This is a genomic window from Solemya velum gill symbiont (assembly GCF_002020255.1).
Taxonomy (GTDB): domain Bacteria; phylum Pseudomonadota; class Gammaproteobacteria; order Chromatiales; family Chromatiaceae.
The window spans coordinates 62,062-83,115 of record NZ_MPQG01000010.1 but is presented as its reverse complement, the minus strand read 5'-3'; the positions used below and the strand labels follow the sequence as shown (position 1 = coordinate 83,115).

General features: G+C 51.5%; 24 protein-coding genes. 11 read left to right on the top strand and 13 right to left on the bottom strand.

The features are described 5' to 3' along the window. The first annotated feature begins 69 nt into the window (after window positions 1-69). The 9 genes from BOW06_RS08340 (at window position 70) to BOW06_RS08300 (ending at window position 8,250) form a co-directional block, all read left to right on the top strand. Complete coding sequence (locus BOW06_RS08340; protein WP_179115411.1) at window positions 70-1,266, top strand: NnrS family protein; 1,197 nt, start codon at window positions 70-72, stop codon at window positions 1,264-1,266. A 104-nt stretch (window positions 1,267-1,370) separates the two neighbouring features. After that, window positions 1,371-1,802 (top strand): c-type cytochrome, encoded by a 432-nt coding sequence (locus BOW06_RS08335; RefSeq protein WP_043117378.1) that lies wholly within the window; start codon window positions 1,371-1,373, stop codon window positions 1,800-1,802. A gap of 17 nt (window positions 1,803-1,819) precedes the next feature. Then, the gene (locus BOW06_RS08330) at window positions 1,820-3,220 is read left to right on the top strand and encodes a cbb3-type cytochrome c oxidase subunit I (protein WP_043117376.1); all 1,401 of its coding nucleotides are present in this window, start codon (window positions 1,820-1,822) and stop codon (window positions 3,218-3,220) included. Window positions 3,221-3,348: 128 nt separating this feature from the next. Beyond that, on the top strand, window positions 3,349-3,942 hold the full coding sequence (locus BOW06_RS08325; protein WP_043117375.1) for a cytochrome c oxidase subunit 3 family protein: 594 nt from the start codon (window positions 3,349-3,351) through the stop codon (window positions 3,940-3,942). Then, entirely contained in the window at window positions 3,903-4,226 is a 324-nt protein-coding gene (locus BOW06_RS08320; protein ID WP_144077458.1) for a cytochrome C oxidase subunit IV family protein, read from the top strand. The genes BOW06_RS08325 and BOW06_RS08320 overlap by 40 nt, the downstream gene beginning before the upstream one ends. 3 nt (window positions 4,227-4,229) lie before the next feature. Further along, the gene (locus BOW06_RS08315) at window positions 4,230-5,042 is read left to right on the top strand and encodes a CbbQ/NirQ/NorQ/GpvN family protein (protein ID WP_078454633.1); all 813 of its coding nucleotides are present in this window, start codon (window positions 4,230-4,232) and stop codon (window positions 5,040-5,042) included. After that, entirely contained in the window at window positions 5,023-5,445 is a 423-nt protein-coding gene (locus BOW06_RS08310) for a magnetosome magnetite crystal formation protein family (RefSeq protein WP_043117373.1), read from the top strand. The genes BOW06_RS08315 and BOW06_RS08310 overlap by 20 nt, the downstream gene beginning before the upstream one ends. Further along, a complete protein-coding gene (locus BOW06_RS08305) occupies window positions 5,442-6,416 on the top strand; it encodes a 4Fe-4S binding protein (protein ID WP_078454632.1) in 975 nt (324 codons plus the stop codon). The genes BOW06_RS08310 and BOW06_RS08305 overlap by 4 nt, the downstream gene beginning before the upstream one ends. Continuing rightward, on the top strand, window positions 6,379-8,250 hold the full coding sequence (locus BOW06_RS08300) for a nitric oxide reductase activation protein NorD (protein WP_306292326.1): 1,872 nt from the start codon (window positions 6,379-6,381) through the stop codon (window positions 8,248-8,250). The genes BOW06_RS08305 and BOW06_RS08300 overlap by 38 nt, the downstream gene beginning before the upstream one ends. Here the strand turns inward: BOW06_RS08300 and BOW06_RS13255 are convergent, their stop codons facing one another. Then, a complete protein-coding gene (locus BOW06_RS13255; protein ID WP_256858098.1) occupies window positions 8,251-8,373 on the bottom strand; it encodes a hypothetical protein in 123 nt (40 codons plus the stop codon). It abuts the gene before it with no gap. 196 nt (window positions 8,374-8,569) lie between these two features. Here BOW06_RS13255 and BOW06_RS08295 point away from each other — a divergent pair, with 196 nt between their 5' ends. Continuing rightward, window positions 8,570-11,206 (top strand): cation-translocating P-type ATPase, encoded by a 2,637-nt coding sequence (locus BOW06_RS08295; RefSeq protein WP_078454631.1) that lies wholly within the window; start codon window positions 8,570-8,572, stop codon window positions 11,204-11,206. Between the two features lie 21 nt (window positions 11,207-11,227). On the opposite strand, the gene BOW06_RS08290 is transcribed toward BOW06_RS08295, so the two are convergent. The 11 genes from BOW06_RS08290 to aroQ all read right to left on the bottom strand — a co-directional run bounded on the left by BOW06_RS08290 (window position 11,228) and on the right by aroQ (window position 19,783). Then, window positions 11,228-11,461, bottom strand: coding sequence for a FeoC-like transcriptional regulator (locus BOW06_RS08290; protein WP_043117370.1), 234 nt, complete (start codon window positions 11,459-11,461; stop codon window positions 11,228-11,230). Next, window positions 11,458-13,800 (bottom strand): Fe(2+) transporter permease subunit FeoB, encoded by a 2,343-nt coding sequence (gene feoB / locus BOW06_RS08285; RefSeq protein ID WP_052132208.1) that lies wholly within the window; start codon window positions 13,798-13,800, stop codon window positions 11,458-11,460. Before feoB ends, BOW06_RS08290 begins: the two co-directional genes overlap by 4 nt. Next, window positions 13,800-14,030, bottom strand: coding sequence for a FeoA family protein (locus tag BOW06_RS08280; protein WP_043117368.1), 231 nt, complete (start codon window positions 14,028-14,030; stop codon window positions 13,800-13,802). The genes feoB and BOW06_RS08280 overlap by 1 nt, the downstream gene beginning before the upstream one ends. Before the next feature lie 117 nt (window positions 14,031-14,147). Then, a complete protein-coding gene (locus BOW06_RS08275; RefSeq protein ID WP_052132207.1) occupies window positions 14,148-14,732 on the bottom strand; it encodes a carboxymuconolactone decarboxylase family protein in 585 nt (194 codons plus the stop codon). A 108-nt stretch (window positions 14,733-14,840) separates the two neighbouring features. Continuing rightward, entirely contained in the window at window positions 14,841-15,125 is a 285-nt protein-coding gene (locus tag BOW06_RS08270) for a hypothetical protein (RefSeq protein ID WP_043117366.1), read from the bottom strand. Window positions 15,126-15,187: 62 nt separating this feature from the next. Continuing rightward, entirely contained in the window at window positions 15,188-15,967 is a 780-nt protein-coding gene (locus BOW06_RS08265) for a mechanosensitive ion channel family protein (RefSeq protein WP_052132270.1), read from the bottom strand. A gap of 173 nt (window positions 15,968-16,140) precedes the next feature. After that, window positions 16,141-16,485, bottom strand: a complete 345-nt coding sequence (locus tag BOW06_RS08260; protein ID WP_043117364.1) for a helix-turn-helix domain-containing protein — start codon at window positions 16,483-16,485, stop codon at window positions 16,141-16,143. Between the two features lie 112 nt (window positions 16,486-16,597). After that, a complete protein-coding gene (gene prmA / locus BOW06_RS08255; RefSeq protein WP_078453105.1) occupies window positions 16,598-17,485 on the bottom strand; it encodes a 50S ribosomal protein L11 methyltransferase in 888 nt (295 codons plus the stop codon). A 24-nt stretch (window positions 17,486-17,509) separates the two neighbouring features. Next, window positions 17,510-18,850 (bottom strand): acetyl-CoA carboxylase biotin carboxylase subunit, encoded by a 1,341-nt coding sequence (gene accC, locus BOW06_RS08250; RefSeq protein WP_043117361.1) that lies wholly within the window; start codon window positions 18,848-18,850, stop codon window positions 17,510-17,512. A 12-nt stretch (window positions 18,851-18,862) separates the two neighbouring features. Then, on the bottom strand, window positions 18,863-19,318 hold the full coding sequence (accB, locus tag BOW06_RS08245; RefSeq protein WP_043117360.1) for an acetyl-CoA carboxylase biotin carboxyl carrier protein: 456 nt from the start codon (window positions 19,316-19,318) through the stop codon (window positions 18,863-18,865). 24 nt (window positions 19,319-19,342) lie between these two features. After that, window positions 19,343-19,783, bottom strand: a complete 441-nt coding sequence (aroQ, locus tag BOW06_RS08240; protein WP_043117358.1) for a type II 3-dehydroquinate dehydratase — start codon at window positions 19,781-19,783, stop codon at window positions 19,343-19,345. 335 nt (window positions 19,784-20,118) lie between these two features. Between aroQ and BOW06_RS08235 the strand changes: the two genes are divergently transcribed. After that, window positions 20,119-20,424, top strand: coding sequence for a hypothetical protein (locus BOW06_RS08235; protein ID WP_043117357.1), 306 nt, complete (start codon window positions 20,119-20,121; stop codon window positions 20,422-20,424). A 93-nt stretch (window positions 20,425-20,517) separates the two neighbouring features. On the opposite strand, the gene fabA is transcribed toward BOW06_RS08235, so the two are convergent. Then, a complete protein-coding gene (gene fabA / locus BOW06_RS08230; protein WP_043117356.1) occupies window positions 20,518-21,033 on the bottom strand; it encodes a 3-hydroxyacyl-[acyl-carrier-protein] dehydratase FabA in 516 nt (171 codons plus the stop codon). Window positions 21,034-21,054: the final 21 nt, after the last annotated feature.

Genomic DNA, 21,054 nt, shown 5'->3' with positions numbered 1-21,054 from the left:
TTGCGGAACCGCTCAGCCCGGTTTTGTATAAAGCCGGAAATGCCGCTTTTCACGGTAATGGAAAACAATATGCTACAAATTGATGAGAGAAAGCCGGTGCCGCAATTCGCACTTTTTGAGCTCGGCTTCAGGCCTTTTTTTACCCTGGCAGGCCTGTATGGTGTTATTGCCATGTTGCTGTGGATGCTGCTCTTTCTTTTTGCTGCACAGATTCCGACGGCAACGCTGGTGCCAATGGACTGGCATGCTCACGAGATGATCTTTGGTTATGCAATGGCCGTGGTGGCAGGGTTTCTGCTCACAGCTGTGAGCAACTGGACGGGTGTTCCAACCTGGAAAGGCTGGAGACTGGCACTGCTTGTCTCCTTGTGGGTAGTCGCAAGAGTTGCGTTGCTGCTTCCAATAGAGAATGCCTTGCTGCTTGCAGCAGTGGCTGACCTGCTTTTCGGAATCGGACTGATTGTTGGTGTCAGCCTGCCGGTGCTACGTGTGAAAATGTGGAAACAGGCAGGCATCCTGGTGAAGCTGGTGTTGATGTTTGTCGCCAACCTGCTTTTTTACGCAGGTGCGTTGGGTTACATGGAGTTGAGCACCCATATCGGTCTCTATCTCGGCATTTATATGATTCTGGCGCTGCTCTTCATGATGATGCGCCGGGTGCTGCCCTTTTTTATCGAGCGGGGTGCAGGGGATGGTTTCAAGCCACGCAACAGGAAATGGCTCGATATCAGCAGTATTGTTCTTTTTGCACTGTGGGTGCTTGCCGATCTGTTTATGAACTCCAGGGAGTTGCTCGCCGGGTTTTCGCTTCTGCTGTTCGTTCTGCACCTGGTGCGCCTGCGTGACTGGCATACACCTGCTATCTGGAAGGCTCCGCTGTTGTGGTCTCTTTATACTGCATATATCGCCCTGGCTATCGCCTTTCTGCTCAAGGCCCTCTCTGCATGGTCATTGTTATCACCTTCGCTCGCCCTGCATGCTTTTGCTGTCGGTGGAATTGGCGTGATGACTCTCGGCATGATGTCGCGTGTGACTCTCGGTTATACCGGCAGGGATATATTCACACCGCCCAGGGGAGTGGTGATCGTTTTCATTCTGTTGCTGCTAGGTTTTCTGTTTCGTGTCGTGATGCCAATTGTCGCAGCGCGGGATTACATGCTGTGGATCGGCGTGTCACAAGTTCTGTGGATGGCCTCTTTCGCTGGCTTCTCCATCATCTATCTACCTCAACTGGTGCGTGCGCGTATTGATGGCCGTCCGGGCTGATGACATCAGAGTGATCAATTCCTCTTCTTGACACTTGTCAAGGATGCCCCTTCTGTGAGGCATACACTTGCAGACAGTATTCTTGATATCTGAAGGGGGTATCTATGTCACAGAGTTTCACAAAGGCGATGGCCCGTAATATTTTTTACGGGGGGAGCCTGTTTTTTATCCTGGTGTTCCTGGGGTTGTCTTACGATACCAACTCGGCATTGCCGGAGCGGGACAATCGCGGTGCAATCACTGAAACAGTCGCACATGGCAAACGCCTGTGGGAAGAGAACAACTGCATCGGTTGCCACACGCTGCTGGGAGAGGGTGCCTACTTTGCCCCTGAGCTTGGCAACGTCTACAAAAGGCTTGGCGGAAAGGCGGGCATTATCGGTTTTATCAAGAGCCGACCTGCAGAGGGTATTCCCGGCCGTCGCAGCATGCCCCAGTTTAATTTCAGCGATGAAGAACTCGATGCACTTGCAGAGTTCCTGAAGTATTCGTCAGAAATTAACACGGCTGGCTGGCCACCGAATATCCAAGGCTGAGGAGAGGAGACAGACTAATGAATTATCAATCCCAATCCGTAGCAAAACTATATTTTATTGCTGCTATCGGCCTTTTTGTCGGACAGATTCTGTTCGGAGTAATCCTGGGCCTTCAATATGTCATAGGTGATTTTCTGTTTCCGGAAATCCCGTTTAATGTGGCACGCATGGTGCACACTAACCTGCTGATCGTATGGCTGTTGTTCGGTTTCATGGGTGCAGCCTATTTTCTTGTGCCGGAAGAGGCAGAACGTGAGCTTCACAGTCCGTTGCTTGCCAAGGTGATGTTCTGGATATTCCTGGTTGCAGGCGCACTGACGATCCTCGGTTACCTTCTGGTTCCCTATGCAGGTCTGGCACAAATGACTGGTAACGATCTGTTACCGACCATGGGCCGAGAGTTTCTCGAGCAGCCGACTATCACCAAGATAGGCATCGTCATAGTGGCGCTGGCATTTCTTTACAACATCGGTATGACAATCCTCAAGGGACGCAAGACTGCGATCAGCCTTGTTCTTCTGATTGGATTGTTGGGTCTGGCTTTGTTGTTCCTGTTCGCTTTCTACAATCCTGACAACCTGGTTAAGGACAAGTTCTACTGGTGGTGGGTTGTTCATCTGTGGGTAGAGGGTGTATGGGAGCTGATTCTCGGATCGATTCTCGCTTTCGTACTGATCAAAACAACCGGTGTCGATCGCGAAGTGATCGAGAAGTGGCTCTACGTCATTATCGCCATGACCTTGATCACAGGCATTATCGGTACAGGTCACCACTATTACTGGATAGGTACACCTGAGTATTGGCAGTGGTGGGGTTCAATCTTCTCCGCGATGGAACCGATACCTTTCTTCATGATGACTGTATTTGCATTCAACATGGTGAATCGTCGTCGGCGAAATCACCCCAACAAGGCTGCCTTGCTGTGGGCACTTGGCACAGCTGTAATGGCTTTCCTTGGCGCAGGTGTATGGGGATTTCTTCACACCCTCGCACCAGTCAACTACTATACGCACGGTTCGCAAATCACCGCAGCGCATGGTCACATGGCCTTCTATGGCGCCTATGTCATGATCGTACTGGCAATGATCAGCTACGCGATGCCACTCATGCGTGGTCGCAAGGTGGCAGGCAGCAATCGTTCGCAGACCGTGGAGATGTGGTCGTTCTGGTTGATGACTGTCTCAATGGTGTTTATCACACTGTTCCTGACAGCAGCGGGCGTTCTGCAAACTTACCTGCAACGCTATTCGGATGAACCGCTTCCGTTCATGGTGGTTCAGGACAAGATCGAGATCTTCTACTGGCTACGTGAAGTTGCCGGTGTAGTCTTCCTGATCGGTCTGATCCTCTACGTCATCAGTTTCTTTGTCGGCAACTCCGATCCGGAAGCGGGGGGCGGTGTGGAAGAGTCCGCGTAGTTATATGCGCTGAACGGCATCCCCGCAAATGCGGGGATGCTTTTTTATGTCGATGCAGGCGAATGTGCGGCTTTTTCTTGTGACTGCTTCTCCCCGGCGAATACGCCACTACTCGATTCAAGAATAGTATGAATACACAGGCTGCAATCAATGGCATTCAGTCACATCATAAATATCCGCCGGGTGACCTGGCTATCTGGATATTTATTCTTGCCGAGTTGCTTGTCTTTGCGGTTTTCTTTGCCGCGTACGCATTTGCGCGTATGAACAATGTTGAGCTCTTCAATCAATACCAGCTCACGCTGGATCGAAATTCAGCGTTGATCAATACTGTTGCACTACTGACTTCAAGTTACTTTGTGGTGCAGGGCGTTATGCGTATCCGTGAGGGAGATAACCGTGCTTGTGCCGCATGGATATGGGCAGCAGTCGGGATGGGCATGCTCTTCATTGTCGTCAAGATGGCTGAATTCTCCCACCATTTTTCACAAGGTGTTTCGCTCAGCACAAACAGCTTCTACATGTTCTACCTGTCACTGACATTTTTTCATTTCATGCACGTCTTGATGGGCATGATTATTCTTGCCGTGGTCGCATGGAAGGCACGCCAGGGACTCTACAGCAGGGATGAACACACAGGTGTAGAGACTGGTGCCAGTTACTGGCACATGGTCGACCTGGTATGGCTGATTCTTTTCCCGCTGGTCTACGTGATGCGATGAAAGAGTCTGTGTCAACAAACCTCCTCACGAGTCGCAGCGCACTGCTTGTCTACCTTGTTCTCGTTACACTGACGGTGTTGACATGGTTGATAGGAATGAGTGGGGTAGAAGCCCTGTGGGTTTCACTACTGGTGTTCGCGATGGTGCTCTTCAAGGTGCATCTGATCGGTGACTATTTCATGCAACTGAAGCAAGTCAGGGGTATCTGGGGCCTGGTGATTGTTATCTGGCTCTCAATTACTGCTATTCTCGTGTCAGCAGCTTATATTTTCTCGGCAAGTTAAATAATGAATACAAACGATAGAAATCTATACACACAGGATGAAGTGCCGTGGTACAGGCCCCAGGGTGATGAGCTCTCCCTGTTTGAACATGCATGGAATCACAATCTTCCGGTAATGATCAAGGGACCGACCGGTTGTGGCAAGACGCGCTTTGTACAGCATATGGCGGCTAAACTCGGGCGTCCGCTCTATACGGTTGCCTGTCATGACGATCTGACTGCTGCAGACCTGGTTGGGCGCCACCTGATTGGTGAGCAGGGAACCTACTGGTGTGACGGACCACTGACCCGCGCAGTGCGCGAGGGCGCTATCTGTTACCTTGATGAGGTTGTCGAGGCACGCAAGGATACAACCGTGGTTCTGCATCCTCTTACTGATGACAGGCGTATTCTTCCGATTGAGCGTACCGGTGAGACTTTGAAAGCACCGCCCGGGTTCATGCTTGTGGTCTCCTATAACCCGGGTTATCAGAATCTTCTCAAGGGCATGAAGCCCTCAACGCGGCAGCGTTTCATAGCCATGAGCTTTGATTTTCCCGAGCCTGAACTGGAAGCCGAGATTCTTATCGGTGAGGCCGGTATTGATGCCGAGCTGGCTGAGCGGCTTGTGAAGCTTGCAATTGCACTGCGCGCACTGAAGGATCATGATCTCGAGGAGGGGGCATCAACGCGTCTGCTGGTTTACGCTGCAACCCTGATACGCGGCGGTTATGATATTCGCGAAGCCTGTCGGGCAGCGCTGGTAGAACCACTGACAGACGATACAGATACGATCGAGGCATTGATGGAGGTTGTGCATGCAACCATCGGAGATTAATTCAGATACGGATGTACCTGGTTTTTCTCTCGCAGTTGCTGCAGAGGGGCTCTATCTCCTCAACCTGCTGCTACTGCCCGGTGCTGCCTTTCTGATTCTCCTGCTGCTCTATTTTCTCAAGGTCGACAAAGCGCCTCCACTGGCTGCAGCACACCTGTCACAGACAATGAATGCATCCCTGTGGGCCGGTGTGCTTCTGATTCTTGTCGTTGGCCTGATTCTTCTGCTGGGTGGCTTTGACGGCCCCTGGACGTGGGTCGTGCTGATTACCTATTTTACTATCTGTCATGCAAGCCTGGTGATACTGGGTATTCTTGGCCTTGCCCAGGCAATGGCAGGGCGTTGCTGGCGTTATCCGCTGGTTGGCAAAACATTGCCTGACGGTTGCCACGCATTGAGATGAGCATACCTCGCACTTCACTTCAGCAAAAACGCGCCTGGTTTCAGATGGGTTTCTTTATTCTCTTCGTGATAGCACCTCCGCTTGACCTGTTCAGACTTGATCTCAATCTTGGGCATTTCATCCTTTTCGGTTTTCACTGGACCCTGGGAATTGATGCATTTATTGCCGGTGAGGCAAGCAGCCTCGATGCTGCGATTAACCTGATTATCAGGGGCTTCTTCCCGATCTTGCTGATTGGCGGCTTGCTGATCTGGTCAGCGTGGCGCTGGGGGCGACTCTACTGCGGTTGGTTGTGTCCGCACTTTTCGGTTGTTGAAGTGATCAATCGTTTAATGTTGCGTGCCAGCGGAAAGCCCAGCATCTGGGAACGTAAAACCCTGCCTGAGAAACAGCCAGATGGGAGCAAACTGAAACCGAATCCCGTTTACTGGATTCCGACTGCTGTTGCAATTATCGGTTTTGCATTCCTGTGGGCGCTGACCTTGCTCACCTACCTGCTTCCACCGGGAGAAATCTATTCCAATCTTTTTACTGGTAACCTGACTCGAAACCAGTCGATTTTTCTGGGTGTCGGCACGCTCCTTCTGTCGATTGAATTTGGTTTTGCCCGTCATCTCTTTTGTCGTTTTGGTTGTGCAGTGGGTCTGTTTCAGAGCCTTGCCTGGATGGCGAATGACAAGGCGATGGTGGTCGGTTTTGATATACAGCGCGCAACTGACTGTAACAGCTGTAACAACGCCTGCGACAATGCATGCCCCATGCGGCTACGCCCGAGAACACTGAAACGGAAGATGTTTACCTGCACCGAGTGTGGCGAATGTATTTCTGCCTGTACAAAGGTTGAGGACAGAGATCATAAACAGAGCTTGTTGCGATGGGTGGAAGGAGAGGATGCCAAAGTGGTCGTAACAGGCCGCAGTTCCGATTCTCAACGTGAAGGGCAGGCAGGCAAGCCTGCAGGTCGACGCTAACATGGAAGAGCAGGTAGGAGCTTTCTGGCACCGTTTTATCACCCGCATGGCTGATGATCATTTTCCGGACGCCGCAGTTTGCCTGGACGAGGTGCGAGAGACAGTTGGCATCCTGTTTCGTGCGCTTGGCGGAGACGGTGGTTTACGGATAGAAGCCGTTGACGCTACTGCGATCAGCATGCGCAGAAAGCTGTTGCAGCGCATTGCAGGGTCGCATAACAAGGTCGAGCTTGCATGGCGAGATGAGCGTTCATTACGCCTGCCTTTATCACTTGACTGGTTCCCGCACAGGAGCCTCAATCGTGACCTCTACCTGTGGCTGTCGGCGCTTGCCGTGAGCGATCATCCGCATCGACAGGAGTGGTACGTACACAACCAGGAGTTAACCCGAAATACACTGCAACAGTTTCCCGGTATGCGGGCTCGATACAAGAGGCTGGTCGAGGCACACCTTGAGCAGAGGCCTACGCGCGGTAGATTGAATCATGCCGAGGCAGAAGCCGAGCAGCTGTTACGCCAGGCGTTAACCAATCCCGGCTCGGTCACCCGGTTGCCCGATATTAATCGTGATCCATACCCGATTCCCCTTTGGTTGCATCCGGCGCCACCTGGAACACAGCTGCAGCCAGAAGATGATGTCGATGAGAATAATAACGATCACGGTGGAGTAAGCCATACGCCGGAAAATGCGAAACGTAAACAGGCGCAACGCGTTGACTCACCGGAAAGTGATCGCGGTCTCATCACTGTCCGCATGGAGAACATCTTTACCTGGGGTGAGTTTGTCAATGTAGACCGTGGCCAGGAGGATGACGAAGATCTCGGGCGTGCCGAGGCGATTGCAGATGACCTCGACAAACTGGCCGTGGCACGTAACCGCAGGAGTTCGGCGGCATCGCTTAAATTTGATCTGGATCTGCCGTCTGAGGCGGATGATGATCTTGTTCTTGATGAGGGACTTTTATTACCTGAATGGGACTGGAAACGTCAGGAACTTTTGCCTGATGCCTGCAGGATTATTCATCTTGTTGCCGATGCCCCGGGCTCATTGGAACTACCACAGCACCTGGTCAAGACTGCCAGACGTCTGCGTCACCAGTTTCAGACACTGGCACCTTCACGTGTATGGCACAGGGCGCAGGCAGATGGACAGGAGATCGATCTTGATGCCTATTTGCGTTTTGCCGCGGACAGGGAGTCCGGACATGGTGACACGGCACATGGACTTTATCGTGAACTGCGCAGTGGTGGCCGCGACCTTGCCTGTTTTCTTCTCGCTGACCTGTCGCTGTCTACCGATACCTGGATCAATGATCAGCATCGTGTTATCGATGTCATCAGGGACGCTTTATTCCTGTTTGCAGAGTCACTTGCGGCAACCGGGGACCGTTTCGGAATCTATGGCTTCTCCTCGCGCAAACGAAACCCGGTTCGTTTGCACCAATTGAAGGAGTTCGACGAAAAATACAGCGGTGAGATCAGGGGGCGTATCGGGATGATCAAGCCGGGATACTATACTCGCCTGGGTGCAGGTATTCGTTATGCAACCCGGCAGTTGGAAAACCAGCCGGCCAACCGTCGCCTGCTGTTGATTCTTACCGACGGAAAACCCAATGACATCGACAAGTACGAGGGCAGGCATGGCATTGAAGATACACGCCATGCTGTACAGGCAGCGAGAAAGCTTGGTATGCAGCCTTTCTGCGTGACCATTGATACCAAGGGTAGTGAGTATCTACCGCATCTTTTTGGCAGCAACAATTTCGTTGTCATACATGACCCGGGTGAATTGCCGAACAGGCTGCCACTGCTCTATGCACGTTTGACAGCCTGATCAAGTAAGGTTGCCAATATTGCCATGGCTGTTACCTATAGCTATCAGTTTAATGGAAACAGCTACACCAATGACCAACTGCTTATTCCGGGTGGAGATCTTGAGCATCATCTGCTCAGACATAAGAATCGACTCCACAGTGTGAGGGAGAGTAACACCCCCGTCACCGTGATAGTCAATATGGAAGATCCATTAAGCTCGGTTCTGATATTTTCCTATTCAGATCTTATCCGCTGATCCAGTCCCTATTAGCAGGATTATAGGAGAGCTGGTATTTAAGTTAAGATGGAGTCTCTGTTAGCACATGGCTGCAGCCTGAATGGACACGACTCCACAGAACGCGTTATTTCATACATTATCAGCCGAGCAAGTTGCATCACTCCTCGAGGTGGACCTGCGTGACGGTCTTTCTGATCAGCAGGTAGCCCAACGGTCGGCGATTTACGGCGCCAATGAGCTTCGCGAGAAACGCCGCACCACCCTTGCAGAGAAGTTTATTGCTCAGTTCAAGGATGCGATGATCCTGATCCTGCTGGCTGCCGCAGTGATTGCTGGTGCCATTGGTGAAATCAGTGACACTGTTGTTATTCTCATCATTGTCATACTCAATGCAACCATAGGTTTGATTCAGGAGTATCGCGCCGAAAGAGCAGTGGATGCCCTAAAACGAATGACTGAGCCGGAAGCGCGTATACGCCGGGGTGGTCATCTGCAGTCAATCCCCTCCACACAACTTGTTCCGGGAGACGTCGTTTCCATAGAGGCTGGTAATGTCGTGACTGCCGATCTGCGCCTTTTCGAGGTGGCAGATTGTGAACTTGATGAGGCCGCGCTGACCGGAGAATCTTTCACGGTTACAAAGCAGGAAGAGCAGTTGGATGATGCAGAGCTGCCTGTCGGTGACCGCAGTAATATGGCTTTCAAAGGCACCAATGTGACACGCGGAAGAGCACTGGGAGTAGTCGTCGCGACAGGTCACCAGACGGAACTTGGCAAGATAGCTGATCTGCTGAAAACCTCGGGTACAGTGCTGACCCCGCTGCAGCATCGGCTCGAACGATTTGGCGGTAAACTCGCCGTTGCTATCCTAATTATCGCAGCAGTGGTTTTTTTTGCCGGACTTGCGCGCGGTGAGGAAGTGATGCTGATGCTGCTCACGGCAATCAGTCTTGCTGTTGCCGCGATACCCGAAGCTCTGCCTGCGGTAGTCACCATTTCACTGGCCATGGGTGCCCAGAAGATGGGTAAACACAACGCCCTGATGCGTCGTTTGCCGACAGTAGAGTCGCTCGGTTCTGTTACCTACATCTGCTCAGACAAGACAGGCACACTCACCAGCAATCGTATGCGTGTTGAGCGTATCGATGCAGACGGGACAAGTATTAACAGTCTCAGCGAGATCGATATCGGCTCTGAGCCGTGGCAATGGCTTGGAAGGTTGCTCGCGCTCAGCACCGACGTGACTCTTGATGAACACGACGAGCCGCTTGGTGATCCAACAGACGTCGCTCTTTACCTTGGTGCTCTTGATGGTGGCATCAGGAAGCATGATATAGAGACGGATTTCCCACGTATCGCCGAACTGGCATTCGATACCAGCCGTCGAGCGATGACCACCCTGCACACTATCGGCGATGAAGTGGTGGCCTTCACAAAGGGTGCACCTGAAGCAGTCATTCCATGCTGTACGAAACAACTTCACTCTACTGGTGACGAGGCGATTGATCAGCAGGAGATTCTGCAACAGGCCGAGGAGATGGCAACCGAGGGATACAGGGTGCTGGCACTGGCGATGCGCAGGTTTCCTCATCTGCCGGATTGTATTACGCAAGAGTGTATCGAGACCGAGCTTGTTCTCTTGGGTCTTGTTGGTCTGATTGATCCACCGCGTACGGAAGTGCCTGCGGCTATCAGCGCGTGTAAAACAGCAGGTATCAAGCCGGTAATGATCACAGGTGATCATCCGGCAACTGCCAGTGCAATTGCACGCCGCCTCGACATCGCCAGTGATATCGAAGTGATGAAAGGATCAGATATTGCTGCACTGTCAGAGGAGGAGTTTGCTGACAGGGTTGAGGAGATATCCGTCTATGCAAGAGTATCTCCGGAGCAGAAAATAGCCATCGTCAAGGCGTTGCAGAAACATGGTGAGTTTGTCGCCATGACCGGTGATGGCGTCAATGATGCACCGGCGTTGAAACGTGCAACCATAGGTATTGGCATGGGTAAGAAGGGTACCGATGTTGCTCGTGAAGCGAGTGACATGGTGCTGTTGGATGACAACTTCGCCACCATTGTTCATGCTGTCAGTGAAGGTCGCCGTATCTTTGATAATATTCGCAAGTTCATCAAGTACACCATGACGAGTAACGCCGGTGAGGTCTGGGTACTATTCCTTGCGCCATTCATCGGTCTGCCGTTGCCGCTTCTGCCAGTGCAGATTCTCTGGATCAACCTGGTGACGGATGGTCTGCCCGGACTCGCACTCTCAGCCGAGCACAGGGAAAAGGGCATTATGAGCAGGCCGCCACGCAGGCCGGAGGAGACGATCTTCTCTCATGGTATGTGGCAGCATGTCGTGTGGGTAGGGTTGTTTATTGCCGCCTTGTCGCTGGGTGCACAAGCCTGGGCTTTTCATGGTGGTTCAGACAACTGGCAGACAATCGTCTTTACCGTGCTGACTTTTTCACAACTTATGCATGTGCTGGCGATTCGTTCCGAGCAGGAATCACTGTTTTCTATCGGGCTTTTTTCAAATCCTGCACTGATAGGTGCAATTTTGCTGACGGTCTCGCTACAGATGATGATTATCTATGTTCCATTTTTCAATGAGATATTTCATACTAGCCCGCTGTCTGCGCATGATTTGCTTCTGTGTATGTTGTTACCGTTGGTGGTGTTCGTGGCTGTCGAGATGGAAAAATATGCTGTACGCCAGGGATGGATATACAACTAATTGATGGTTTCGCTGTAGAGCTCAAATAGCTTTCTGCCCATTCCAGGTATAAATCTCGGTTGTCGCTGCATCGCAGGAGTTGCAACTGCTTCCGCAGGCGCTGGTGAGCATCTCTTTTCTGATCTTTCCTTTTTTGATCCAGAGATCCAGCATAGGGCGCACAGATTCGGGATCGCTGTCGAAATGCAAGGCGATATCCCCGAGTGTGACACGGCCACGCTCTTTTACATATTCACGTACCTCGGAGAGGATCATCCGCTGCTACCATCCACAACTGCAGCAGACGCAGGTACTTTTCTGCCCCAGTAACGCAGCCCGATGATCAGCAGTAAAAACAGCATCCACATCAGAGAGAGTGTGATGATGGAGAGCTGGGGGTGGTCTGCATAAGTAGCCAGTTGATAGTAACTGCTGGCAGTCAGGTAAGCGACAGAGGTTGTCCAGAATGCGACAAAGGCTGCCCATTTACGACCGGCTTCACGCTTGATAGCACCGATAGTTGCGACGCATGGGAAGTAGAGCAGAATAAACAGCAGGTAGGCGAATGCACCGGCCTGCCCGTCAAAACGCTGATTCATTGCACCAAATACACTCTCCCTGACACCCTGGCTGGCAGCTGCCTCACCGTGATCATCGAGATTACCAATATCGAGCCCCAGCGGATCTGCTACCGAAGCAGCAAGACCGGCAAGATTGTCCGGAACAGTTGCGGCTGCATCGTTGACTGATTGCCAAAAATCAAATTCGGTTTCAGGCATGCCCTTTTGGCCAATTTGCGTGTAGAGCGTGTCGAGTGTGCCGACGACGACTTCCTTGGCAAGGACACCTGAGAGGATGCCGACAATGGCAGGCCAGTTGTCATCCTGGATGCCCATTGGTGCAAACAGGGGTGTGATTTGCTTGCTCGCTTCACTGAGCACAGACTCTTCACTGTTTTCGTTACCGAAGCTGCCGTCAGTACCGATCGAGTTGAGCAGGTTCAGCGCCAACACCATGACGATGATGACCTGGCCTGCTTCCCTGATAAACAGGCTCACACGATCCCATGCACGCAGCAGAACACCTTTCATTGACGGCATGTGATAGGAGGGTAACTCCATCATAAAGCCGCTGCTTTCACCTGGCAGCAGGGTCTTTTTCATCAACAAGCCGGTAAGAATCGCAACCGCGATTCCGGCAATATAGAGTAGGAAAACGATATCCTGACCTGAATGTGGAAAGAATGCCGCCGCAAAGAGTGCATAGACAGGCAGGCGTGCACCGCAAGACATGAAAGGATTCATGAGAATGGTCAACTTGCGTTCACGTTCGTGTTCAAGTGTACGGGTTGCCATGATCGCAGGCACGTTGCATCCAAAACCGACAATCAGGGGTACAAATGCCTTGCCGGGTAATCCGATTGCACGCATGGCGCGATCCATGACAAAAGCGGCACGTGACATGTAACCGGAATCTTCAAGTAGTGACAGGAACAGGTAGAGCGAGGCGATGATCGGAATAAATGTTGAAACAATCTGGATGCCACCACCGATTCCGTCAGCCAGCGCGACGCGCAGCCATGCAGGGCTACCGAGTGATGTCAGCAGTTCGCCAAGTCCGTCAACAAAGATTGCACCTGCAATGCCGTCAAAAAAGTCGATAAAAGCACCACCAAAATTGATGGTGAAGAGAAACATCAGGTACATGATGACCAGGAACAGTGGAATGCCGCTCCACTTTCCGAGTACGAACTGATCGATACGGTCACTCATGGTGCGCGTGATGCGTGAGCGATGTTTGAGGACACTGCGAGCGAGGGTATGCGCATGTCCAAAGCGACTGTCAGCAATCAGGACATCTGCATCCTCGTCGTTACGCACCAGGATTTGCTGTTGCAGGTGAGTCGCTTGCTCTCGGGTCGCATCGCTGACACTGGCGGTTGCATGGGCGTCATTTTCAAGTAGCTTGATTGCCAGCCAGCGCCTGTTAGCTGCGTGTTCGTGTTCGATCATCCCGGAGAGTTCGCTGGCAGCGGACTCAATGGTTTCATCAAAGGCAAGTGAGTAACCGCCTGTTACCTTGTTGTCCACAACATCCAGCATGCGCGCCTTGAGTTCACTGATCCCTTCACCACTGGTGGCGACGATCGGAACCACAGGGCAACCGAGTTCCCGACTCAGCATGGTGATGTCGATATCGATACCGCGTTTGCGCGCAATATCCATCATATTGAGAGAGACGATTAGCGGAACACCCATCTCCAGCAACTGCACAGTCATATAGAGATTGCGTTCCAGGTTTGAGGCATCGATGACATTAACGATGAGATCGGCATCCCGTGACAACAGGTAGTCGCGCGTTACCTGTTCATCCAGTGAGTTGGCATCGAGTGAGTAGATACCTGGCAGATCGATAGCGGTGACCTGGCGGTCATCTATCTGGAAGTGTCCCTCTTTGCGATCAACGGTGACACCCGGCCAGTTGCCGGTTTTCTGGCGAATCCCGGTAAAGCTGTTGAACAGGGCTGACTTGCCGCAATTGGGATTACCCGCGATTGCGATGCGCAGATTGCCTTTAATACTCTCTGACGCCTTGCCGGTGTCGTGGCAAGGCATTAGTCGAGGAGCTCAACAGAGAGCTTGCTGGCTATACCGCTTCCAAGTGCCACGCGATTCTGTTCACGGGCAACGACAACGCCGTGGTCGCGATGGTTGATGACTTCGAATTCACTGCCCAGGCTGATGCCGAGCGCCAACAGGCGCCGGGTAAGCTGGCGACCACCCTGAATAGCATTCAGCCTGACCTTGTGGCCGACCGGAATACTGTTGAGCGGTTGTGACGTCATCAGGTGTTATCACGCAGTAAATAGGAATGATTCCTATTTTAGTATCTTCTAATGCTTTGTCAACCAATTTGTGCTCTTCCTGGCAGAGCACGGGTGACGATGAGAAGTGAAATTCGGTCAGGCAAACAGCTTCTCGACCTTGTCGACGATGCGGTTCTTGGATGCAGCTGCTTTCATGAAAATGACCACCGCCTCAAGTTCGCCCACCATTGCACGCGGGTTGATTTCCCTCGATTCACAACTGTTGACGACCTGGGTGCCGCAAAAGTCTATGAGGAATTCGTCATCTCGTGCAATACCGATGGCCAACGCAATCAGGTAGGGGAGATCCGGATCATTACTCTGGAAGGAGATCAGTTTGGCGAAACGCTGCCATGCCTTGATCCAGTAGTTCTTCTCCGAACTACCGATAACCCGGGTGTCGATCCTCAGGAAAAGAATCATCGAGTTGATGTGTTGGCAGATGGTATCCTTGCTGACCTTATCGATTTTACACAGGGCAGCAAGGTGGTGATCGATACAGTGGTCACACTGGTAATAGAGAGCCAGTCCCAGTGCGACATACTCTTTCTGCTTCGGAGTCAGGTATGTCTCCCACTTCTCTTCACCATCTGTGCCCTGGAATACCATCATGTGCATCAGGTTCATGACGTCCGAGATGTGGCGGGGAAAGGTATTGTCCTTAAAGATTTGACTGCTCATCTTTCTCTGTTCCGGGGTGGGGAAATTAAATACGCTATCAGCGTGGAGTACCTTATTATACTTGGGTTGTCTTGCATTTGTGTTAAGCCACTGCAAGAGGGAGTATGTTTAATGGAGTTTCTTGCGTTGCCTGATGATTCTGACGAAGGGGTAGAACATTGACAGCAGCAGGATCAGCATGGCGATGCTGATCATTTCCTTGTTAAACAGAAGGATGACGACAGCAAACGCAATCACCATAGAGAGTGTTGAATCGAGAATGGCTGCATGTATCAGCTGTTTGCGGACACTCTCGGCCTCTTCTCCAGTGATGAACAGAAAGAGTACAGGCAGCAGGTAGTGCAGGGGCGCATAGAAAGCAGCGATGATAATCCAGGTGATAATGTCGTTCATGAATCACACAAGTTACCGGCCTGGTCTTCGGTATGAAAACCAGGCTCGAACTTCTTATCTCTTCAAGCGGCATTAAGCGTGTGCATATGGACTTCCTGCTGCGGGAAGGGGATGCTGATACCGGCTTCATCAAATTTCAGTTTGACGTTCTCTTGCAGATCCCAGTAGACACCCCAGTAGTCTTCTTTTTTCGTCCATGGACGGACAATAAAGTTGACGCTACTGTCGGCCAGTTCCGAAACGGCAACTACAGGTGCGGGATCTTTCAGTATGCGCTCATCACTGGCGAGGATCTCCTCGAGCAGGCTCTTGGCCTTCCTGATGTCATCCTGGTAACCGATGCCAAACACCATGTCGACACGACGCGTTGGCTTTGCTGAGAAATTGGTAATGGTGCCGCTGGTGATGGATGAGTTGGGCACAATGACAAGCTTGTTGTCGGGCGTCTTGAGGTGGGTCGTAAAGATACTCACTTCCTCGACAGTTCCCGATGTGCCCGCAATTTCAACAAAGTCACCAACCTTGAAAGTGCGGAACATGATGATCATCACACCCGAAGCGAAATTTGATAGTGAATCCTTGAGTGCAAGACCAATGGCCAGGCCAGCGGCTGCGAAGATGGCTGCAATCGAAGTGGTTTCAACGCCGAGCTGCGTCAGGGCAGCAATGATGACAAAGGCGAGCAGTAGCCAGTGCACGATATTGCCAAGAAATTTGACCAGAGTTTGTTCGACTCCGCGGCTTGTCATGGTTTTCTTTATCAGCGTGGATATCCGTGTTACCAGCCACTTACCGATAATGTAGATGGCGAGAGCAGACAGGATGGAGATGCCATACTCCATGATTGTGTTGGTGATCAGGGTGGGGTCAATCTGGCCGAGCCACTGTAGTATTTTTTCCACGGATAGTTACCTCTTTCTCTGGAATTCTCAGGGAATAACAAGATACTGCCACAAGGGCGCTCAGGTCAATTGTGTAATGTGGGTAGAGGGAAATCTTGCCGTGGATTACAGACTCAGGCCTGTTGTGCTTTTTTCATGCAATTGCCAAGCCTGCCGAAGTAGTCATTAGCACGCTCAGTCGGACGAATAAAACGTGTACGACGATCTTTTTCGTCCATATTAAGCGATATCATCTCTTTCTGGCGCAGTGACTTGATGCGACGGAAAACCGTGCTCTCCGAGATGCCTGGTAGCATCTTCATTGCCTCGAGTACGGTGATTTCGCGTCCTTTGTGCCATGCGATAGCAAAGATGTTCAGGACACGCTCTTCGACAGCATCAAGAGCGGGAAAATCTGATGTCTCTTTAACCGCTTGTGCCAACTGAAGAAATTTCAGATATGACTGCTTTCTGTCCATACCTTAAATATAGTCTATTTTTTATTGATAATTCGCAATTTTGATAAAAGAGGGGTGTGGGGCAGTGCGCACATGCTTTGCAAGTGGGGTTAATTAAGAAATAGTTTATTAATCAACGCTTTGTGCCAGTGATTAATACCCAGTCATCCAGATTTTGTGTCGCTTCCAGGCGAAAGTAGGGATCAAAAGCAGCGCGTACATCCTCTGCCTGGTCGGCAAGTATGCCGGAGAGTGCAATACGGCCACCCTGACGAGGTAGTGATGCCAATTGTGTGGAGAGGTCAATCAGGACGCTGGCAAGTATATTTGCCATGACGATATCGGCTGACTTTTGGGGAGGGGTATCGCTGTTTTGCAGCACAAGGCGGTCAAGCACACCGTTCTCTTCTGCATTCTGTTCACTCGCAATCAGCGCCTGGGGGTCGTGATCGATACCAGTTGCCTGGCGTGCCCCGAGCAGCAATGCGGCGATTGCCAGTATTCCCGAACCGCAGCCGAAATCGATAACATCCTTGCCTGGTAGATCCGCCTGGTCTAGCCATTCGAGACACAGGGCAGTCGTCGGGTGCGTGCCTGTACCGAATGCGAGACCCGGATCAAGTGTCATTACGACGGGATCAGTTGCTTCATCCGGAAGCTGCAGCCCGCGTGGGACTACCCACAGGCGTTCGCCAAATCGCATTGGTTTGAAGTCATCAAGCCAGGCGCGTTCCCACTCCTGCTCTTCGAGAACCTCGATTACTGGTGTCGCATTGATGTTGAGTTGATCGAGAGCGGTTTCGAGTGCGCTACGTAACTGTTGCCGGTCAGTTTCGCTTTCAAACAGTGCTGTTACGACTGTCTCACTCCAGATGCGCTCTTCACCGGGAGCCGGTTCGAGTTGCGGTTCGTCACCGGCATCCGTGAGTGTGATGGAGATGGCACCGATTGTTTCCAGCAGCAGCTCAACTGCTTGAGCTGCTGCCTTTTCAACCGGAATGTGGACCTGGACCCAGGGCATTTTCTGTGACTTGCCCGGTGACCGTCAGAGTCCGAGTTTCTTTTCAAGATAGTGAATGTTGGCTCCGCCTTCTTTGAAAGCTGAGTCACGCATAATATCCCGCTGCAGTGGGATATTGGTCTTGATGCCATCGATGACCATCTCGGCGAGTGCCGTATGCATACGAGCAATGGCAGACTGTCGGTCTTCACCATGAGTAATGAGCTTGCCGATCATTGAATCATAGTAGGGTGGAACCTTGTAACCATTGTAGATATGCGTATCGACACGTACACCTGGGCCGCCTGGAACATGCAGCTGGGTAATAGTGCCAGGGCTGGGCATGAAAGTCTTGGCATCCTCGGCGTTGATGCGGCACTCGACCGCATGACCACGCATTTTGATCTGCTTCTGTTTATACGACAGCTTCTCGCCGCTTGCGATCAGCAGCTGTTCCTTGACGATATCCACACCGGTTACCATTTCGGTTACCGGATGCTCGACCTGTACACGGGTATTCATCTCGATGAAGTAGAATTCGTCGTTCTCGAACAGAAATTCGAATGTACCGGCACCACGATATCCAATGGTCTGGCAGGCCTCAGCGCAGCGTTCACCAATCTCTTTGCGTTGTTTGTCCGTAATGCCAGGTGCAGGCGCTTCCTCGACAACTTTTTGATGTCTGCGCTGCATTGAACAGTCGCGCTCACCGAGGTGAATGGCGTTGCCGTGTGTATCTGAGAGTACCTGGAACTCGACATGGCGGGGATTCTCGAGGAACTTCTCCATGTAGACGGTATCGTTGCCAAAGGCCGTGTGTGCCTCGGTCTTGGTCAGAGAAATGGAGTTGAGCAGTGAGCCCTCGGAGTGAACCACACGCATTCCGCGACCACCACCACCGCCAGCAGCCTTGATGATGACCGGATAACCGATTTCACGCGCCATCTTGATGGTACGCTCGTCGTCCTTAGTCAGTGGGCCGTCGGAACCGGGAACGCAGGGAACGCCGGCCTCCTTCATCGCCTCGATGGCAGTGATCTTGTCACCCATCATGCGGATGGTGTCAGATTTTGGACCAATGAATACGAAGCCCGAGTCTTCAACCCTTTCTGCAAAGTCAGCATTCTCGGAGAGAAAACCGTAGCCGGGATGGATGGCAACAGCATCTGTTACTTCAGCAGCACTGATGATATTTGGAATCTGCAGGTAGCTGTCGGTGGATGAGGCCGGTCCTATACAGACGGACTCATCGGCGAGGCGTACATGCTTGAGATCGCGGTCGGCTTCAGAATGTACGGCAACCGTCTTGATGCCCAGTTCACGACAGGCGCGCTGGATGCGAAGGGCGATCTCGCCGCGGTTTGCGATAAGAACCTTTTCAATCATGGGATATTGGCCTTATTCGATGATAAACAGCGGTTCGTTGTATTCAACCGGCTGACCATTGTCGACAAGTACCTTTTTAACAACGCCAGTCTTGTCGGATTCAATCTGGTTGAGGATTTTCATCGCCTCAATGATACACAGGGTATCGCCGGCCGAGACGCTCTGGCCCTCTTCAACAAAAGCAGCTGCTGTCGGTGATGATGAGCGGTAAAAAGTGCCAACCATTGGCGACTTGATGATGTGGCCTGCTGGCTCTTCAGCTGCCGCAGCAGGAGCTTCTGCCGGTGCTGCAGGTGCAGCAGCGGGCATCGCCTGGGGCATGGCTGCCATTACCTGCTGTGGCATGGGTGCCGGTATCGAGCTGGACCTGCTGATGCGAACCGATTCTTCACCTTCATGAATCTCGATCTCTGCAACGTCCGACTCCTCGAGCAGTTCGATTAATTTTTTTACTTTGCGAATATCCATTATGACTCTCGGAAAACTTTAAATTCAGGGGTTAATGCGTTTTTGTGCTGCAGCCAGTGCTAACTCGTAGCCCTGGCTGCCAAGCCCGGTAATGACACCGACAGCAATATCTGAAAGATAGGATTGCTGGCGGAATGCCTCGCGGCTGTGCACGTTGGAAAGATGTATCTCGATGAAAGGGATGTCTACCCCAAGCAACGCGTCACGCAAGGCGATACTGGTATGCGTGAATGCGCCGGGGTTGATAATAATGAAATCAGTACTGTCTTCACGCGCTTCATGCACACGTTGCAGTAACTCGACCTCGGAATTTGACTGCAAGAAATCGACCTGGTCGGCTGATTCTCTGGCAAGATCCGTCAGGCGCTTTTCAATATCTGCCAGTGTTTCAGAGCCATATATGTCGGGCTCGCGCTTTCCCAGCAGATTGAGATTTGGGCCATTTAGAACCAGGATTTTTGCCATATTTTTTGTTCCTGACAGCTTCCATCGGGGTATAATCAGATTTAAGCAAGTGTCGCTAATTAGAGGCTAAATGTCCAGTTAATTCGCTCAAAATCGCTTATATTGGTCTTATCTACGTATTTTCCCTAATGTGCAGTGTATTTGTAAATTAAAGGTATGAAAAATAGGGTTATTTCCTCTATTTTTGCCTGTTGTCAGGCAAATTTGCAGATACGTCTCAGGCAGAGTTGGCATCCTGCTGAATTCGTGTTAATTTTCACCAGACCATAAGAAGAGGCCGGTATCCCAATTGGCCAGTTAGAAATAGAAAAACACACATCGAGGAGTGGAGAATTATGCTCAAGACTATTGCAAGCGCTTTAGTAATTTCCGTTGCCCTGTCAGGGGCTGCATTTGCAGCAGACAAGGCTGCAGCTGATGCTGCGATTGCTGAAGCCCAGGCTGCCTATGACAAGGCTAACAAGAAAGGTATTGCATGGCGCGATACAGCCAAGATGATCAAAAAGGCCAAGGCGGCTGTTGAGAAGGGTGATTTTGATAAGGCCGTGAAAACTGCTGGCAAGGCAAAATTCGAAGGCGAGATGGCCTACGAGCAAGGCATGCAGCAGATGACAGCGGGTAACTGGAGTTACCTCGACTGATCTGATCAGTCTCGCTAGTTAATAAAAAAAGCCCGCAGATGCGGGCTTTCTTATTGTGTGCAATTTGTCCGATCCGGCAGGTGCCGGCTTGGTTCAAAAGTTCTCGGTCGATGTGAAGAGGCCCACGCGCAGGTTCTTTGCAGTGTATATCTCTCGCCCATCAACTTCCATCGAGCCATCTGCAATACCAAGTACAAGCTTCTGCGCGAGAACACGCCTGACATTGATACGGTAGGTGACTTTCTTGGCAGTTGGCAGAACCTGGCCGGTAAATTTCACTTCACCGACACCAAGCGCACGTCCGCGACCCGGGTGTCCACTCCAGCCGAGGAAGAATCCCACCAGCTGCCACATGGCATCCAGTCCGAGGCAGCCGGGCATAACCGGATCGCTCGGGAAGTGACAGGCAAAGAACCACTGTTCAGGGTCAACATCAAGTTCGGCAATGATTTCTCCTTTACCATAGGTGCCGCCGGAGTCACTGATCTTGACGATACGATCCATCATCAGCATATTGCCGACTGGCAGGCGCGCGTTGCCATCACCAAAAAGTTCGCCGTAACCACATTTCAGCAGTTCTTCTTTTTCATAGCTGGAAGCTTGTTTCATCAGTGTTCCTTGGTTGTTCAG